Source organism: Actinomadura chokoriensis (assembly GCF_041463665.1).
Lineage (GTDB): Bacteria > Actinomycetota > Actinomycetes > Streptosporangiales > Streptosporangiaceae > Spirillospora > Spirillospora chokoriensis_A.
Window position 1 is genome coordinate 23,191 of record NZ_JAXCEJ010000036.1, and the last position, 17,418, is coordinate 40,608.

At 70.7% G+C, this 17,418-nt stretch carries 17 protein-coding genes; 12 read left to right on the top strand and 5 right to left on the bottom strand.

Going from position 1 to position 17,418, the window contains the following annotated elements; all coding sequences use genetic code 11:
* Positions 1–404: 404 nt before the first annotated feature.
* Together purF and purM are read left to right on the top strand one after the other, a co-directional pair.
* Positions 405–1,859 (top strand): amidophosphoribosyltransferase, encoded by a 1,455-nt coding sequence (gene purF / locus SM418_RS35265; RefSeq protein WP_371945930.1) that lies wholly within the window; start codon positions 405–407, stop codon positions 1,857–1,859.
* Entirely contained in the window at positions 1,856–2,881 is a 1,026-nt protein-coding gene (gene purM, locus SM418_RS35270; RefSeq protein ID WP_371945931.1) for a phosphoribosylformylglycinamidine cyclo-ligase, read from the top strand. Before purF ends, purM begins: the two co-directional genes overlap by 4 nt.
* A 250-nt stretch (positions 2,882–3,131) precedes the next feature.
* Here purM and SM418_RS35275 read toward each other — a convergent pair whose 3' ends face one another.
* Together SM418_RS35275 and SM418_RS35280 are read right to left on the bottom strand one after the other, a co-directional pair.
* Positions 3,132–3,338, bottom strand: a complete 207-nt coding sequence (locus tag SM418_RS35275) for a DUF3073 domain-containing protein (RefSeq protein WP_371945932.1) — start codon at positions 3,336–3,338, stop codon at positions 3,132–3,134.
* 343 nt (positions 3,339–3,681) lie between these two features.
* Positions 3,682–4,764 (bottom strand): Leu/Phe/Val dehydrogenase, encoded by a 1,083-nt coding sequence (locus SM418_RS35280; RefSeq protein WP_371945933.1) that lies wholly within the window; start codon positions 4,762–4,764, stop codon positions 3,682–3,684.
* 85 nt (positions 4,765–4,849) lie between these two features.
* Between SM418_RS35280 and SM418_RS35285 the strand changes: the two genes are divergently transcribed.
* Together SM418_RS35285 and bldC are read left to right on the top strand one after the other, a co-directional pair.
* Positions 4,850–5,767: a DUF8083 family protein gene (locus SM418_RS35285; protein WP_504230354.1), complete on the top strand. Its 918-nt coding sequence runs from the start codon at positions 4,850–4,852 to the stop codon at positions 5,765–5,767.
* 273 nt (positions 5,768–6,040) lie between these two features.
* Positions 6,041–6,244, top strand: a complete 204-nt coding sequence (bldC, locus tag SM418_RS35290; protein ID WP_012850682.1) for a developmental transcriptional regulator BldC — start codon at positions 6,041–6,043, stop codon at positions 6,242–6,244.
* A 265-nt stretch (positions 6,245–6,509) separates the two neighbouring features.
* Here the strand turns inward: bldC and SM418_RS35295 are convergent, their stop codons facing one another.
* Positions 6,510–7,199, bottom strand: a complete 690-nt coding sequence (locus SM418_RS35295) for a TetR/AcrR family transcriptional regulator (RefSeq protein ID WP_371945935.1) — start codon at positions 7,197–7,199, stop codon at positions 6,510–6,512.
* 270 nt (positions 7,200–7,469) lie between these two features.
* Here SM418_RS35295 and SM418_RS35300 point away from each other — a divergent pair, with 270 nt between their 5' ends.
* The 4 genes from SM418_RS35300 to SM418_RS35315 all read left to right on the top strand — a co-directional run bounded on the left by SM418_RS35300 (position 7,470) and on the right by SM418_RS35315 (position 11,547).
* The gene (locus tag SM418_RS35300) at positions 7,470–8,576 is read left to right on the top strand and encodes a LacI family DNA-binding transcriptional regulator (RefSeq protein ID WP_371945936.1); all 1,107 of its coding nucleotides are present in this window, start codon (positions 7,470–7,472) and stop codon (positions 8,574–8,576) included.
* 301 nt (positions 8,577–8,877) lie between these two features.
* Positions 8,878–9,114 (top strand): hypothetical protein, encoded by a 237-nt coding sequence (locus SM418_RS35305; protein ID WP_371945937.1) that lies wholly within the window; start codon positions 8,878–8,880, stop codon positions 9,112–9,114.
* Positions 9,115–9,200: 86 nt separating this feature from the next.
* Positions 9,201–10,022, top strand: a complete 822-nt coding sequence (locus tag SM418_RS35310) for an N-acetylmuramoyl-L-alanine amidase (RefSeq protein ID WP_371945938.1) — start codon at positions 9,201–9,203, stop codon at positions 10,020–10,022.
* Positions 10,023–10,131: 109 nt separating this feature from the next.
* Positions 10,132–11,547 (top strand): DUF7059 domain-containing protein, encoded by a 1,416-nt coding sequence (locus tag SM418_RS35315; protein WP_371945939.1) that lies wholly within the window; start codon positions 10,132–10,134, stop codon positions 11,545–11,547.
* Positions 11,548–11,609: 62 nt separating this feature from the next.
* Here the strand turns inward: SM418_RS35315 and SM418_RS35320 are convergent, their stop codons facing one another.
* The gene (locus tag SM418_RS35320) at positions 11,610–12,680 is read right to left on the bottom strand and encodes a quinone-dependent dihydroorotate dehydrogenase (protein ID WP_371945940.1); all 1,071 of its coding nucleotides are present in this window, start codon (positions 12,678–12,680) and stop codon (positions 11,610–11,612) included.
* Between the two features lie 251 nt (positions 12,681–12,931).
* Here SM418_RS35320 and SM418_RS35325 point away from each other — a divergent pair, with 251 nt between their 5' ends.
* Positions 12,932–13,126, top strand: coding sequence for a DUF6243 family protein (locus SM418_RS35325; RefSeq protein WP_371945941.1), 195 nt, complete (start codon positions 12,932–12,934; stop codon positions 13,124–13,126).
* Positions 13,127–13,181: 55 nt separating this feature from the next.
* Here SM418_RS35325 and SM418_RS35330 read toward each other — a convergent pair whose 3' ends face one another.
* Entirely contained in the window at positions 13,182–14,222 is a 1,041-nt protein-coding gene (locus SM418_RS35330) for a phage tail tape measure protein (protein ID WP_371945942.1), read from the bottom strand.
* Between the two features lie 186 nt (positions 14,223–14,408).
* On the opposite strand from SM418_RS35330, the gene SM418_RS35335 reads away from it, so the two are divergent.
* From SM418_RS35335 to SM418_RS35345, 3 genes are all read left to right on the top strand, one after another.
* Entirely contained in the window at positions 14,409–15,422 is a 1,014-nt protein-coding gene (locus SM418_RS35335) for an SCO0930 family lipoprotein (protein WP_371945943.1), read from the top strand.
* Between the two features lie 433 nt (positions 15,423–15,855).
* Positions 15,856–16,512 carry a nucleotidyl cyclase domain-containing protein gene (locus tag SM418_RS35340; protein ID WP_371945944.1) on the top strand — a complete coding sequence of 219 codons (657 nt, stop codon included), beginning with the start codon at positions 15,856–15,858 and terminating at the stop codon, positions 16,510–16,512.
* A gap of 200 nt (positions 16,513–16,712) precedes the next feature.
* Complete coding sequence (locus SM418_RS35345) at positions 16,713–17,414, top strand: class I SAM-dependent methyltransferase (protein WP_371945945.1); 702 nt, start codon at positions 16,713–16,715, stop codon at positions 17,412–17,414.
* Positions 17,415–17,418 lie beyond the last annotated feature (4 nt).

The following is a 17,418-nucleotide window of genomic DNA, read 5'->3' on the forward strand; positions in this document are numbered from 1 at the left end:
CGCGCGGCCTTGCTCAGGAGCCAGAAGAGCGAACCCGCGCCTATGAGGAGGGCAACGGCGGAACAAGTAACGCCCACGAGGGCGGGACGCCGGTCGGGCTCGCGCCGCAGGAGCGACACCGTCCCCAAGACGAGGCCGACGAGAGCGGGGATCATGCCCGCCAGACAGAGCACGAGACCAGCCAGCCCGGCGATTCCAAGGACCTGCGAAGCCCGCGCCAGACCGCTCCGCCGGGGCGGGGCGGGCGGCGAGTAGGTCTGGTATCCGGGCAATGTCATGCGTCCCTCCACGTGTCGTCCTCAGATTCCCCTGCACCTCGTGATGCCCGTGGTTCAGGGGGGTAAAGGTCCGTTAAGACATGCCACCGATCAGAGCAGGTGAACCCGGCATCTACACTGGCGAACGTGCCTCTCCGTGACGGACGTCTGAGCCACGACATCGATCCCTCCGACCGCGCTCCGCAAGACGCGTGCGGGGTCTTCGGCGTATGGGTCCCCGCCGACCAGGCGTCGCAGGCCGAGGTGAGCAAGCTCACCTACTACGGCCTCTACGCGCTGCAACACCGCGGGCAGGAGTCGGCGGGAATCGCCGTGAGCGATGGCTCCCGCATCGTCGTGTTCAAGGACATGGGCCTCGTCGCCCAGGTCTTCGACGAGTCGGTGCTGAACACTCTGCGCGGCCACATCGCCGTCGGCCACTGCCGCTACTCCACGACCGGGTCGCCCACGTGGGAGAACGCGCAGCCCACGTTCCGGTCGACGGACGCGGGAGGGCTCGCGCTCGTCCACAACGGCAACCTGATCAACACCCCGGAGCTCGCCGCCCGGCTTGAGCCCGGAGTGCTGACAGCCACGACCGACACCGAGGTCCTGACGGCGCTGCTCGCCCACCAGGGTGAGGGCGGCCCCATGGCGGCGGCACGGGAGATCCTCCCGGCCACGCGCGGCGCGTACTCCCTCGTCTTCATGGACGAGGGGACCCTGTACGCCGCCCGCGACCCCGAGGGCGTCCGTCCGCTCGTGCTCGGCGCCCTGGAGGCCGGTGGCTGGGTGGTGGCGTCTGAGACGGCCGGGCTCGACATCGTCGGCGCGCGCTTCGTGCGGGAGATCGAGCCCGGCGAGATGGTCGCGATCGACGGCGAGGGCGTGCGGTCCGAGCGGTTCGCCAAGGCGCGCCCGAAGGGCTGCCTGTTCGAGTACGTCTACCTGGCCCGGCCCGACACGACGATCGCCGGACGCAGCGTCCAGGCCACCCGCGTCGAAGTGGGGCGCCGGCTGGCCCACGAGCATCCCGTCGAGGCCGACATGGTCATCCCGACGCCGGAGTCGGGCACCCCGGCCGCGATCGGCTACGCGGAGGCGTCCGGCATCCCCTACGGCCAGGGCCTGGTGAAGAACTCCTACGTCGGGCGGACGTTCATCCAGCCGACCCAGACGATCCGCCAGATGGGCATCCGGCTCAAGCTGAACCCGCTGCGCGAGGCGATCGAGGGCAAGCGCCTGGTCGTGGTGGACGACTCCATTGTGCGGGGCAACACCCAGCGCGCGATCGTGTCGATGCTGCGGGACGCGGGGGCCGCCGAGGTGCACGTGCGCATCTCCAGCCCGCCCGTCGCCTGGCCGTGCTTCTACGGCATCGACTTCGCGACCCGCGCCGAGCTGATCGCCGGGAACCTGTCGGTGGAGGAGATCCGCGACTCCATCGGCGCCGACTCGCTCGGCTACATCTCCCTGGACGAACTCATCTCCGCCTCGCACATCGCCAAGGACAACCTGTGCCGGGCGTGCTTCGACGGCGTCTACCCCATCCCCGTGGAGCAGGACGCCCGTGGCAAGCACCTGCTGGAGGTCGGCCGGTGACGTCCTATGAGGCCGCCGGTGTCGACATCGCGGCGGGTGAGCGCGCCGTAGAGCTGATGAAGTCCCGGGTGGCCCGCTCACGGCGCCCCGAGGTCGTCGACGACGCCAGTGGGTTCGCGGGTCTGTTCGACGCCTCCGCTTTCCTGAAGTACAGGCGGCCGCTGCTCGCGACGTCCACGGACGGCGTCGGTACCAAGGTCGACCTGGCTCGACGTCTCGGCATCTACGACACGATTGGCCACGACCTGGTCGGCATGGTCATCGACGACCTCGCCGTGTGCGGGGCCGAGCCGCTGTTCATGACCGACTACATCGCCTGCGGCAAGGTCGTCCCGGAACGCATCGCCGACATCGTCGGCGGTATCGCCGACGCCTGCGCCCTGGCGGGGTGTGCCCTCGTCGGCGGCGAGACCGCCGAACACCCCGGCCTCCTTGAGGCGGACGAGTTCGACCTCGCGGGCGCGGGGACGGGTGTCGTCGAGGCCGGCGAGATCCTCGGCCCGGACCGTGTCCAAGTGGGGGACGTCGTGCTCGCCATGGCCTCGTCCGGCATCCACTCGAACGGGTACTCGCTCGTCCGGCACATCCTCGCCACGACGGACCTGACCCTTGAATCCGCCCCCGCCGAACTCGACCGTCCGCTGGGTGAAGAACTTCTCACCCCGACGCGCATCTACGCCAAGGACTGCCTGGCGCTGATCCAGTCCGGCGGGGTGCGCGCCTTCGCGCACGTCACGGGCGGCGGACTCGCGGCGAACCTGGCACGCTCGCTGCCGCCGACCGTCGACGCGGTGCTGGACCGCTCGTCGTGGGAGGCGCCGGCCCTGTTCCGCGTCCTGCAGGGCCACGGCGACGTGCCGCAGCCCGAGATGGACAAGACGTTCAACCTGGGCGTCGGGATGGCCGCGATCGTGAGCCCGGACGCCGCCGACGCGGCGCTCCGCCTGCTGACCTCCCGCGGCGTGCCCGCCTGGCCGCTCGGCGAGATCATCGCGGGCACGGGCGTCGCCACCCTCGCCTGACTGAGCCGCGTGCCTGACGGATCCACTTGCCTGATGGGGCTGTGCGAAGGGCTGAGAGGCGCGGTGAGCGTCTCCCAGCCCTCATCCATCACGCGGGAAGCGTGAGCCGCCGAAGGTGCCTCAGAGGCTCTCTCGGCGGCCGCTGGAAACCATGACCCACACACCCCCATGAGGGAAAACCGCTGCGAACATGCAGGAGTCACGACAAACGCCACTGCCCGTCCACGGGCAGTGGCGCACTGTCAGCCGGTCAACCGGAGGTGCCGTCCTTGCGGGGCTCCGTGCCGTAGTCGTCGGCGTAGTCGGCGTACTTCTCCACGAGCTCGTCGTAAGAGTCGTCGCCGGAGTCCGTGACTCCCAGTTCGTCCTTCAGGCGGTCGAGGTCCGTGTTGCCGGTGTTGTACTTGAGCTGCCGGGCAACCTTCACCTGCTTGGCCTTGGCTCGGCCGCGACCCATTGGCTCGACCCCCTCGATGGTCAGGGCTTTCGTGGGCCCATCAACGCGCGCGTGTACCACACGAACCGGTGCCTGATGAGCCATGCGTCAGTCACGGGTACAACCGTACCCGTTTTGCGCCTGGCTCGGTACATCGACGGTACGTGGCGGCGCCCCTGGTGCTGATAACAACAGTGTATCCGGTGGTCACGAGTACGTGCCAAGGCCGCCGTGGGACGGTCGTATAGTGCCCCACGGCGGCCCTTACAACGGTCTTGCAACGGTCTAAACAGGTCTAGGAAGAGCACCGCCCCAATCGTCCCGGTGCAGGCCGTCCCCAGCCCCGTGCAGACCGGGGGCGACATCAGAGGAGGATGCCCCGGAGCCTGCCGATCTCGGACATCCGGCGCTCCGCGAGCCGGTCGGCGGCCACCGCCGGCGGCACCCCGTCGTCGTCGGCCAGCGCGAAGATCTTCCGGGTGGTGCCGTAGATGCCGGAGGCGCGGGCCTTGGCGCGGTCGAAGTTGAAGCCCTCGATCTCGTCCGCGACCTGGATCACTCCACCGGAGTTCACCACGTAGTCGGGCGCGTACAGGACGCCGCGGTCGGCGAGGCTCTTCTCCACGCCCGTGTGGGCGAGCTGGTTGTTCGCGGCGCCACAGACCACCTTGGCCTTGAGCACGGGCACGCTGTCGTCGTTGAGAGAGCCGCCGAGCGCGCACGGCGCGTACACATCGAGGTCTGCTCGGACCATCGCGTCGGCGTCTGCGACGACCTCCACCTCCGGGTGCAGTGACCGGACCCGGTCGACCGCGGCCTCGTTCACGTCGCAGACGACGACGTCCGCACCGTCCTCGCGAAGGTGCTCCACCAGCCGGTGACCGACCTTCCCGACACCCTCTACCCCGACCCGCTTGCCGCGCAGGGTGGGCGCGCCCCACATGGTCTCGGCGGCGGCGCGCATGCCCTGGAAGACGCCGAACGCCGTGAGGATGGAGGAGTCGCCCGCGCCGCCGTGCGCGACCGTCCGCCCGGTGACGAAGCGGCACTCCCGTGCCACGACGTCCATGTCCTCGCTGAACGTGCCGACGTCGCACGCCGTGTAGTAGCGGCCGTTCAGCGACTGGACGAAGCGCCCGTACGCCCTCAGCATCGCCTCGGACTTGTCGATGGCGGGGTCGCCGATGATGACGGCCTTGCCGCCGCCGAGGTCGAGGCCCGCCAAGGCGTTCTTGTAGGCCATGCCCCTGGACAGGTTCAGTACATCGGCGAGTGCCTCTTCCTCGGTGCCGTAGGGGAAGAAGCGGGTGCCCCCCAGGGACGGGCCCAGCGCGGTGGAGTAGATGGCGATGATTGCGCGCAGGCCGCTGGCCTCGTCCTGGCAGAAGACGACCTGCTCGTGTCGGGGTTCGGTGCCCTTGTGGGGCGCCCCGAAGACATTAGGCACGGTAGTGCCCTCCTCTCTGTCTTGAGATCAGACTAGGGCGCAGGATGGCCTCACGGACGCACTGATCTCGTGCCACGATGCGGTGGTGCTTCCGTACGCCGCGTACCTACGGATTTATGAACCGGTGACCGCCTTCCCGGAGCCCGCGCGGACCCTGTGGACGGTCTACGCCGAGTCCAGGCGGCGCCCGCGGCGGATCCACGCACTCGGTGTGGAGCACCGGGAGGCCGCGCTCAGGCTGACCGGCACGCCGCCCGAGGTCGTCCCGGAGCGGGAGAGCAGGGACGCCTACATCCGTCGCCTCGACGACACGATCTACGTGTGCCCGTGGGGGACGCGGCTGCGCTCATGGCTGGCCTTCGAGCGGTTCAGGAACGAGCACGCCGCCGGTGTCGCGGCGGCGTTCGTCCCGCCGCCGCTGGCCGAACGCGTGCGGAGCGACTTCGAGCGGTGGAAGAACGCCGGCCGGTCACTGCGTCCGCACATCCTGACGAGCACCTGGCATGTCCCGCTGGACTGGTTCGTGCCGTTCGCGCGCGGCGAGCGGTGCCTGATGCTCGGCACGCCGGGGACCGGGTACCGCAAGTCCGACGACGCGCCGGAGGAACTCGCGGGTCATGGCCCGGCGACGGCCGCGCCCGAGCGCACCCTCAGCTACGTCACCTCGATGGAGGAGGCGCGCCGCCGGGTGGCGGCGGCGCTCCCGGTGGTGCGCGAGAACCTCGGCGACGGGACGGAGGAGGTCTACCTCCTGTCGGCCGGTCGCCTGGAGACGCTCGGACGCTGGCTGGGCGATTTCCACTCGCGCGCCCTGGTGGAGCTCGACTACGGCGGGCTCGTCCACCTGCTGGACGACCAGGCCCTGCGCGCGGACGAGTCGGTGGCGGAGATGACCGTGGCCCTGACCGGGATGGAGCGCGGCGAGGTCGAGCTGACGGTGGCGATGTACAAGCGCCTCCTGGCCCGCTGGCGGCCCGTCCGGGCGCTCGAGGCGGCGAACTAAAACAAATTTCCCGAATCCGCGCGCGATACGACTATACGTGTCGCTAGAATCACGCAGCGTGACCCAGTGGCCGGCGCTCAGCTGCACACTCCCGCTGTCGCGGGGATGTTTGCACGCAACTACCGCCAGGAACTTGCTTGTTGCGCTGAGTGGTGGCAAGGTTACACGTTGTGATGTCATAGTGGCTCTTTCGGGCCATAGGGGACATCAGTGACCACGCGAGGATCAATCGCAGGATCGCTGTCATCGGTCCACGGAGGAGAGGCCGCAAACATGTCAGCACGTACGCCAGAGGCCGAGCCCCTGCTGACGCCGGCGGAGGTGGCGACGATGTTCCGCGTCGACCCCAAGACCGTCACGCGGTGGGCGAAGGCGGGAAAGCTCACGTCCATCCGGACGCTCGGGGGGCATCGCCGCTACCGCGAGGCGGAGGTGCGGGCGCTGCTCGCCGGCATCCCGCAGCAGCGCTCGGAGTAACGCGCACGGCAACACAGGGGGGACGGCCGGGAGACCGCTGGAGGACCTCGCTCGCGAGGGTCGGCCCAGAGGTCTCCCGGACGAGCGGCCGGGGCCACGGTCATCCGAGAACCGTGGGGCCCGAGCCGGTCACCGTTCGGCTGCCATCCCGCCCGCTGACCCGCGGGCGGGATCTGGCCTGCATAGAATTTCGGACACCCTAGTCGCAAGCGTCCACAATCGGACACAGGACCCGCCGGCCCCGGCGGTCCCGTGAGCCCCGCGGCTACCTGCCCAGCTCCTCTTGGGAGAGGCGGTCGACGAGGGCGGCGGTGCCCGGGTCGTGGCGCCCGGCCGCCTGCATGATGACCACCAGCTGGTCGACGAGCAGGCGCTCCAGGTCGGTGCGTGGCACGTCGCGGTTCTCCAGCCAGTCCAGGCCCGCGGTCTCCACGGTCGCCATCCAGCAGCGCAGCGTGATGCGCAGGATCGGCGGCGGGACCTCCACGTTCAGCGTGTGCAGGATCCGGTCCAGCAGCAGCTGGCGGATGCCGTCGACGATCTCGCCCGCCTCGCCCGACCGGTCCGCCGGGCCGCCGCGCAGCAGCGCCGTGTAGCCCGCCGCGTGGCTCTCCACGAAGTCGAAGTACCGCTTCAGCGAGATGTGCAGGCGTTCGAGCGGCTTGCCCTCCGTGGGCGGTTCGAGCAGCACCGACAGCTTCTTCGCCGCGCTGCCGAGTGCCGCGATGTACAGCTCGTACTTGCCGCCGAAGTAGTGGTAGACGAGTGCGCGCGAGGCGCCGGCCGCGGCGGCGACGTCGTCGATCGAGATGTCCTCGGGCGAGCGCGTGCTGAACAGCTGCAGCGCCGCATCGATCAGTTCGTCTCGCCGCTCGTCCACGCTGAGCCTGCGACGGCCCCGTCCGCCGCTCTGCCGGCTCCGCGTCTTGCCGCCGGTCACCGCACGATCTCCCACCTGGAAAGCGTATCCGAGCCGGACGGGCGGCAGCTCCCGCCGAGTGCGGCGAGGCGGCTCTCACCGGGTCGTGATCGGCTGCGAGCAGGGCTGTGATCCGGAACACCACAGGCCCGAACCACCATTGTCGGATGCCCGTTACTCCCTGTTGCGACGGTATGGGGGGAAGGCGCGGCATCATGGCATCTCCTCCCGAGCGGAGGACGGCGCGCCGGTCCCCGTTGGCGCGCCGTCGCGGCAGGTCCTGCAGGTCCCCCCGGACGGAGCACCATGTCAGCTGATGAACCGAATCCCCCGCACGCCAGACAGGGAGAGGGCGCGGTGCCGAGGCCGCGCAGCGGATCCTCTCCCGCCGCGCCCGGCGAGGGGAGGGCGGTGCCCGCGCCGAAACCGACGATCCGCAACGTCGCCGAGCGCGCCGGTGTCTCCAAGTCGCTCGTCTCACTGGTGATGCGGGGGTCGCCGCATGTGAGCGAGCGCCGCAGGCAGGCCGTCCTGCAGGCCGCCCGCGAGCTCGGCTACCGGCCGAACGCCGTCGCGCGGAGCCTGGTCGAGGGCCGCACCCGGCTGATCGGCGCCATCGTCGCCGACCTGCACAACCCGTTCTTCGCCGAGTTCCTCGACGGGCTGCAGGAGAGCCTGCACGGTGCGGGCCTGCGGATGCTCGTCGGCAGTGGCCGCTGGGACCCGCTGTTCGAGGCCGAGGCGGTCGAGGCGTTCCTGGAGATGCGGGTGGACGGCCTGGTGCTGCTCAGCGTCGTCCCCGAGTCGCTCAAGGAGGCGGCGGCGAGCGTCCCGGTGGTGGTCGTCGGCGAGCGCGACGTCCACGGCGTGGACATCGTGGTGGACGACGACGAGCTCGGCGCCAGCCTGGCCGTCGACCACCTCGTCGAACTCGGGCACCGCCGGATCGCCCACATCGAGGGGGCGCGCTCGACCACCGCCCGTTACCGCCGCGCCGGCTACGAGAAGGCGATGCACCGGCACGGGCTCACCGCGGAGATCGTCGTCGAGCTGGGCGACTTCACCGAGGACGGCGGCTACCGGGCCGCGAGTTCCCTGCTGAGCGGCCCCGGCCGCCCCACCGCGATCTTCGCTCCCAACGACCTGGTCGCGACCGGCGCCCTCTCGGCCGCCGACGAACTCGGCATGCGGGTGCCCGCCGACCTGTCGATCGTCGGCTACGACAACACCCATCTCGCCGCGATCCGCCACATCTCGCTGACCAGCGTGGACCAGCCGCGCCGCGACATGGGACGGGTGGCCGCCGAGTTGCTGACCGCGCGGATCGGCGACCCGTCCCGGCACGCCCGGCAGAACCTGGTCGTCCCGCACCTGGTGGTCCGCTCGACGACGGGACCCGTTCCGGCCCTGTGACCCGCCGTCCTCGGTGACTCCGAGGCACGTCCTCCGCGTCGGACCGCTCGTGCCGCGCCCCGGCCGATGAGGTCGCGCCGACGACCGGTTATGGCCCGGGTAGGGGGACGGTCGATCGTTCCTGGAACCGGTCTTCGCCGGGTAAGGGGCTGGCCAAGCCTGCCGTATTCGCCGGTCCCCGGCCTGCCGCCGGCGGGTTATATGGACTCTCCGTCCGGCCGAGGGGACCCGGGGGGCCTCGGGAGGCCGCCCGGACGAAGCCCCGCCGGACACCGGGAAAGTCCACTGGGGGGTTGAGCCCGTGCGTGATCCGGAACTGGTGTCGTGCGCGCAGCGCGCGGCGAACGAATTGGAACGTGCGTGGTCGGAGTGGCGGCACGCGCGCGGCCTGGCCGAGCAGGTCTCGGAGTCCGTCGCCAGCTACGTGGCCCATTCGATCGACCACCCGTGGGGGCGGCCCCGCGTCGTCCTCGGCCTGGACGCCGACGAGGCGCGGGCCCTCGCCGCGCTGCTCGGCAGGGAGGACCCGCTCCGCTGATTTCCCGGACTTCCGTTTGACGAAGCCCCGTGGCCGTGCAGACTGTCAGGGTCCCGGTAACGAAGTCATCACGGAGGAATCGCCCTGTGCGCATCCATCCAGGCGGCCCCGCGGTCGTCGGTCTCGCGCTGTGCCTCGGCGCGCTCGCCGCGTGCGACGGCTCCGCCGCGTCCGTCGGCGACCCCGCGGCCCCGCCGACGGCCCCGTCCTCGCAGAGCGCCCGGAAGCCGGGGTCCGCGAAGGACGGCGCGGCCCGGCTGGACCGCAAGGTCGTCGTCATCGACCCCGGGCACAACGGCGGGAACGCCGACCACCCGTCCGAGATCAACAAGCAGGTCAAGATCGGCAACGGCAGCAAGCCGTGCGACACGACCGGCACCGAGACGAGGGCCGGCTACACCGAGCACGCCTTCACCTGGGACGTCTCGAACCGGCTCGCCAAACTGCTGCGGGCCAAGGGCGCCAAGGTCACGCTGACCCGCCAGAACGACAAGAGCGTCGGCCCCTGCATCACCGAGCGCGCCGCCGTCGGCAACAAGCTGAAGGCCGACGCCGCCGTCTCGATCCACGCCGACGGCGCGTCCGCGTCCGGGCATGGCTTCCACATCATCGAGCCCGTCTCCATCGGCCGGAACGCCGAAATGGTGTCCGGCTCGGCGAAGCTCGGCAAGGCGCTGCGCGACGCCTACCACGAGGGCACCGGCATCCCGTACTCCAACTATCTGGGCAAGAACGCCATCGACCGCCGCGATGACCTGGGCGGCCTCAACATGTCGACCATCCCCAAGGTCTTCATCGAGTGCGGCAACATGCAGAACAAGGCCGACGCGGAGAAACTCTCCAGCTCGGCCTTCCGTCAGCGCATCGCCGAGTCCCTGGCCGAGGGTTTCGAGAACTACTTGGGTTAACTGGGTGTGCCCCTGTACACCCCGGCTGCGTTAGGGCGCTGGAGTGGTTTCCCTCGGCGAGCCGAGCAGCGGCTGGGGGGAGGATGTACGGGTGAGTGGTCTTCTTCGGGTGCGTGAGTTGTTGGTCGGGGCCGGTTACACCGTGGCCGGAGTGCGGGAGCTGCTCGGGAACGTCGCGGGCGGGGCGTTGGCGCGGGACGAGATCGTGCCGGCGTTGCGGGCCACGCGGGGCGGGTCGCCGGTCGAGGTGCTGACGCGGTTGTTCTGGTTGCAGGTCCCCGTGGCGGTGGACGCGATCGGGTCGGACGAGCTGCTGGCGGCGGGGCTGGTCGAGGCGTCCGGCGGGGAGTTGCGGGCGCTGCTGCGGGTGGAGCCGGTGGAGGGCGTCGGCGGCGAGGGGCACGTCGGTTACGTCGTGTCCGATCTGAAGCACCGGCCGGGCGCCGGTGTTCCGGCCGCTGATCATGTTGTGGGGGCGGGCGGGGCGTCCGGGAACCTGGCGCGGCTGGTTGTCCACAGGGGTGTGGACAACGTGCTCGATCTCGGGACGGGGTGCGGGGTGCAGGCCGTGCATCTGGCGGGGCGGAATCCGCCCGCGCGCATCACGGCGACGGACGTCAACCCGCGGGCGCTGGAACTGGCGGCGATGAGCTTCGCGCTGTCCGGGGTGGAGGGCGCGGAGCTCCTGGAGGGGTCGTTGCTGGAACCGGTTCAAGGGCGGCGGTTCGACCTGATCGTGTCGAATCCGCCGTTCGTCGTGGCGCCGGGCGGGCGCCGGTTCACCTACCGGGAGTCCGGGATGGAGGGGGACGACTTCTGCCGCTCGCTCGTCCGGGAGGCGCCGGAGTACCTGAGCGACGGCGGATACTGCCAGCTCCTGGCCAACTGGCTGCACGTCGACGGTGTTCCGTGGGACGAGCGCGTCGGCGCCTGGGTGGACGGGTGCGACGCGTGGATCGTCCAGCGGGACGTCCAGGATCCGGCGGAATATATCGAGTTGTGGCTGCGGGATTCCTGCGAGGCCGGGACGCCCGAGTACCGGGCGCGGTACGAGGAGTGGCTCGACCACTTCGAGCGGCGGAACGTCGTCGGGGTCGGCTTCGGGTGGATCACGTTGCGGCGCGGCGAGCGTCCGGCGGTCAGGATCGAGGACCTGCGGCACGCCGTCGAGGAGCCCGTCGGCGCCTACGTCGGGGAGATCCTGGACGGGCTTCGCCGGGGCGCGGAGTTTTCCACAGGGTGTGGACAGGTGGTGGCGGCGGCGCCCGGGCTCGTCCAGGAACAGGTCGGGCCGCCCGGCGCCGAGGATCCGGAGCGGATCGTCCTGCGGCAGACCGAGTGCCTGCGCCGCGCGGCCGGGGTCGGGACGGTCGAGGCCGGCCTTGCCGGAGTGTGCGACGGCACGCTGGCCGTCGAACCGTTGCTCGACGCCATCGCCCAGCTCACCGGCATGGATCCCGGTCAGGTCCGCTCGCACGCCGACGTCGTCCTGCCGGAACTGATCGCGGACGGCTTCTTCGTCTAGACCGCACGACCGTCGCCGTCGCCGAGCCAGGACGAGCAGCGTCCTGCGCGAGGACCGGGCGGTCAGCGGCGGGCTTCATCCAAGGTGCGGAAGGCGCTCGCGCGGAGGCGGCGGGAGAGAGCGCGGTTGACGCGGTGCGCCCAGAGCGGGCCGCCGTAGATCATGCCGGTGTAGCCCTGGACGAGGGTCGCCCCGGCGCGGACGCGTTCCCACACGTCGTCGGCCGTCTCGACGCCGCCGACCGAGACGAGCGCGAGCCGTCCGCCGGTGCGGGCGCGCAGCCGCCGCAGAACGTCCAGCGACCGTTCCTTCAGCGGCGCCCCGGACAGCCCGCCGGTCTCCTTCATCAGCGCGGGCGGGCTGAGCAGGGCGTCCCGGCTGATGGTGGTGTTGGTCGCGATGATGCCGTCCAGGCCGAGGTCGAGGGCGAGGTCGGCGACCGCGTCGACGTCGTCGTCCGCCAGGTCGGGGGCGATCTTGACCAGCAGCGGGACGCGGCGGGCGGACGCCCGGTCGGCGGCCTCGCGGACGGCCGCCAGCAGCGGCCGGAGGTGCTCGACGGCCTGGAGGTCGCGCAGGCCGGGCGTGTTGGGCGAGCTGACGTTGACGACGAGGTAGTCGGCGTGGGGGGCGAGCCGTTCGGCGCTCGCCACGTAGTCGGCGGCGGCCGAGGCCTCGGGGACGGCCTTCGTCTTGCCGATGTTGACCCCGACGATCGTCCCGGCGCGGCGCTCGCGGAGCCGGCGGGCGGCGGCCTCGGAGCCCTCGTTGTTGAAGCCCATCCGGTTGATGATCGCTCGGTCGGGCGCGAGCCGGAACAGCCGGGGGCGCGGGTTGCCGGGCTGCGGGCGTCCGGTGACCGTCCCGATCTCGACGTGGCCGAAGCCGAACGCGCCGAGCGCCTCGTAGGCGACGGCGTCCTTGTCGAATCCGGCGGCGAGGCCGAGCGGGCTCGGGAAGTCCAGCCCGAGCGCGTGCACGGCGAGCGCCGGGTCGCGGGGCGCGAGCAGCCGGCGCAGCAGCGGCGCCGCTCCGGGCACGGCCTGGACCCCGCGCAGCGCCCGCAATATCAGGTGGTGGACGGTCTCCGCCGGGATGCGGGTGATGACCAGTGAGAACAGGAGTCGATACATCACCGCGAGTATCTCAGGCGGCCCCGTCGAAAACCCGTTGAGGGCGGCCGGAGGCGTTGCCTAGCCTGACGGCATGCTGACCGATTTCGTTGCCACCGCCTGGTGGCCCGCCTCTGAGCGCGTGTACCGCGACCGTCCCGGCGCCGGGTCCGGCCGGGACGCGATCCGCGTCTGAGCTGCAGCTGCACGCTCCCGTGCGGCCGGACCTGGGTGCAGGCAGTCCGAGCACACCCAGCCGAACGGGAGACACCATGTCCAAGGGCCGCGGCCGAAACCGGATGCTGGGCGTGGGCGGCCAGCGCAAGAACCTGTCGCGACGCGAGTTGCGCGGCGGGCGAGCGCAGGCCTCCGGCGCCGCCGGCGATCCGGTCGCCGAGAAGAAGGAGCTGCTCAGGAAGATGCGCGAACGCGCCGAGCGGCGCGCCGCTTCCGAAAGCGACGAGTAGCAGGGAGGACCGCGCCGGCTCCGGCGGCCGGACGGCCGCGAGGGCCGGCGCGGCCTCAGTTGCCGCGGAAGGTGCGGCGGAGCGTGAGCCGGACGTCCCGGCTCGCCTGCCGCATCGTCATGCTGACGGCGCGGGCGGGTTCGCGCACCGAGACCCGCCATGCCGTCCCGATGCCGTGCCCGATCGGGCGCAGCACACTGGTCCGCACCCAGCGCGCCGGGGCGACGATCGTGACCCGCACCGGGATGACGACGAGCGTCCGCCAGAGCCAGCGGAGGAGGCGGGACGCGAGCCGCCACGTCCCCGTGGCTCCCGCGACGACCGGAGCCAGGACATAGCACCACAAAGCCTGAGCGGGGAGGACGAACAGCACGCGTCCCAGCCATCCGAGGCCTCGGCCGAGCAGGCGCCATGACCAGACCAGCCCGTCCGCGAGGGCCCGCAGGCCGGCCGCGAGGACGCTTCCGAGCGCGCCGAGCACGGCGAGGGCGCCGCGTCCGAGCCAGGCCAGGCCGAGCAGCGGCGGGCGCAGAACGTACCGCCACAGCAGCACCGCCGGCATGACCACGAGCACGCCGATCACGAGCCCGATCCCCTGGAAGAGCAGTGCGGAGCCGCGCCCGGTGACGGACAGCAGCCAGAGCAGCCCCCGGCCCAGCGCCCGCAACGGACGAAGCAGGACGAACTCCAACATCCGGCCGAGCCAGCGTCCGATCATGGTGAGGAACCCGAGGATCACCACGACGACGAGCCACCGCAGCGGCCGGACGAGAAGAACGTCGAGCAGCGCGCCGATGCCCCGTCCGATGGCCGCCGCCAGCCGCCCGATCGGGGCCAGAACCCACCGGTAGAACGCGGACCCCACGCCGCGCAGCATCCGCCCGATGAAGCGCGCAAGCCGTCCCGTCCCCCGCGTCACCGCGTCCCACGCCCGCCGAAGGCCCCGGCCGATCAGGACGAACAGGTCGTGGACGAGGCGCACCGGCAGCACGACGATCAGCGCGATGACCCGCGCCGGGACGACGATCCAGGCCGGGCCCGTCCGCGCCCGAACCGGCTCCTTGCTCAGGTCGATCGCAGGTTCGTTCCCGGTCACTGCTGCCTTCCTTGCCGATCTTCGTCTGCTTTGACCTGTTCGGCGGGCGTCCGGTTCCCGGTTTGAACCCATTCGCGCGGCTCACCGTACTCCTCCTCGATCTGGGAGAGCGGTGCGGCGGCTCGCCTTGATCGACGTACGGGACCTGGACCGGAGCCGGGCCCTGACGAGCTGGAGGACAACCACATGAAATTCCCACGATGGCTGATCCCCGTCACGGCCGCCCTCGCCGCGTCGGGCCTGGTGCTGAGCGCGTGCGGGCAGGAGAAGGCCGGGGGAGGGCGGAGCACCGCCGCGGGCGCCAAGGCGCCGGCCGCGCCGGCCGCCGCCGCGCCCGCGCCCGCCGCCGCGCCGACCACGCTGGAGGTCGCGAGCGTCACCAGGCTCGGCAAGGTCGTCACCGACGGCAGCGGCAGGACGCTGTACCGGTTCGACAACGACACCGCCCGACCGCCCGCCTCCACCTGCGCGGACGCGTGCGCCAAGGCGTGGCCGCCGGTGGTGGCCGGGACGGCGGCGACCGAGGTCGAGGGCGTCCAGCGGTCACTCGTCGGCAAGGTGAGGCGGCCTGACGGAACCTGGCAGGTCACGCTCGGCGGGTGGCCGCTGTACCGGTTCGCCAAGGACCAGAGCCCCGGCGACGTGAAGGGTCAGGGCGTCGGCGGCACTTGGTACGCCGCGTCCCCGACGGGCAAGAAGGCCGCCCCGGTCAAGCAGGCGACCGGCAACCGCTGGAAGGGCTGGACGGTCGTCAAGGCGAGGAAAGACCCGAAACTCGGCCTCATCCTGACCGACGGCCAGGGCCGGACGCTCTACCGCTTCGACAAGGACACCAACGAGCCGCCCACCACCACCTGCTTCGGCGCCTGCAAGAAGGCATGGCCGCCGGCCACCTTCAAGGGCTGGAAGAAGCTCAAGCTCGAAGGCGTCAGCCGGAAGGTCGTCAACTTCATCGAGCGCAAGGACGACGGCAAATGCCAGCTCACCATCAACGGCTGGCCCATGTACTACTACGAGAAGGACGAGCAGCCCGGCGACACGAACGGCCAGGGCGTCGGCGGGATCTGGTGGGCGACCACCCCGACGGGCAAGAAGGCCGCCGTCACCGGCTCAGGCACGGGCTCGGGCACGGGCACCGGTTCGGGCACCGGCTCAGGGACCGGTGACGGAGGCGGCGGATACGGCGGTGGCGGCTACTAGCCACGCGCCATGTAGCCCCCGCCATGACCGCCTCCACGGGCGAAGGCGCGGAGGGCTCGCGGATCGGTCGGGGTCCGCGATCCCTCCGCGCCTTCTTCACGTCCGGTACCGAGACGCCCCGGCTCCGCGTCCCGGAGCACGATAATGGAAATCTAACCAGACGGATAGCTGATGGAAAGTACCGATCTGCCACATGGCAGTTGGCTGGATGGCGGTATCCGCTGACCTTGTTACCTGCAATGCCGTAACGGACGGGGAGTGCCGCAAGCATGGTGTCTCATGGCTTTGCGCTGAATGGCCATCTGCCATATGTCAGATTGCTCTACGCCCTTATCAAGGTGGCTGGCAGGAGGGGCCTTGAGGTGCGATCCTCAAGCCCAAAGCTGACCGGGTCACGCCCGGAAAGCAAGGCCCAATCGGGACGAGGGCGACCATGTCGATCATTTCCGCATTGCCGAGCGAATCCGGTCCTTCCGCCCGTCTGCTCTTCCGGCTACTGCTCGCGGTCGACATCCAGGGATACAGTGCCAGGTCGCCCCGCATGCAGCTGCAGGCCCAGCAGGATCTGCTGGAGGCGATGGAGGTCGCCGCCACCGAGGTCGAACTCGACCGGGGGCAGTGGCTGCAGCAGGTCAGCGGCGACGGGGAACTGGCGGTACTGCCGGCGGATGCGGACATCGTCACCGTCATCGGCACGTTCGCCCCTACCCTCGAACGCGTGCTCGCGGAGATGAACCGGCGCGACGCGCGCGATCCCCGGCTACGTGTCCGGCTCGCCTTCCATCACGGGGCGTTGATCATGGGACGGCCCGCCTCGCTCGGCCCGGCCGGGGACGCGCCGGTCGTCGTGAGCCGCCTGCTCGATGCCCGTCCGCTCCGCCAGTATTTGACCTCCCATCCGGAACGGAGGGTCGCCCTGATCGTTTCGGAACAGGTCTATCGCGAGGTCGTCTGCAGCGGCTTCTGCTCGCTGCCGCCGAGCAATTTTCGGTTCGTCCGGACGACGATAAAGGGAATGATGTATCAGGGATACATCTACGATCCCGATCGTAAGAATGGCGCGGGAGAGGGCGAGATAGTGACTCGCTGACCGGTTTCGTATCGTGAGCGCGTCACCGCGGACACGGCGTCCTCGCGCCGGACGGTCGTGACTCCTTCGAGTCCTCGGCCGGCCCAGGAAGTCCACACCGCCGTCCGGTGCTCGGCGAGATAGATCCTCCGCTCCCCGGGCACGGAGGATCTGACCAGGATCGGACCCTTGCCTGACAGGACGAGTTGATCGTTTCTGGCATGATCAACACCATGTACGAACGTTTCGCGCACGAGTATGCAATCCACGCCGAGGACAGCGCCTACAACGCCCTCTACGATCGTCCCGCCGTGCTCGGCCTCGCCGGCGACGTGGCCGGGCTTTCGGTCTTCGACGCCGCCTGCGGACCCGGCCTGTACGCCGCCGAACTGCTGGACCGCGGGGCCCGCGTGACCGGCTGCGACGCCAGCCCCACCTTCGTCGAGATGACCTCGGCGCGCACCGAAGGCCGCGCCGACGTGCGCGTCCACGACCTGTCCCGACCGTTGACCTGGGTCCGGGACGGCTCGTGCGACCTCGTCGTCCTCGCGCTGGCCCTGCACTACATCGACGACCGCGTTGCGCTCCTGTCGGAACTGCGCCGGATCCTGGCTCCGCGTGGCGCGCTCGTCATCTCGACCGAGCATCCGACCATGAGCTGGCTGCGGCTGGGCGGCTCGTACTTCACGCAAGAACCCGTGGAGGAATCGCTCAACCCCGACCGGGATTGGCCGATCCGCGCCTGGCGCCGTCCGCTGACGTCGATCTGCGCCGAATTCCGCGCGGCCGGGTTCGTCATCGAGGAACTGCTGGAGCCGCGTCCCGTCCCCGAGATGGCCGACCGCTACCCGGAGGACCACGCGAGCCTGGAGGCCCTCCCGGCTTTCATCGCCTTCCGGCTGATCCCGGCCGCACCGCGGTAGGCGC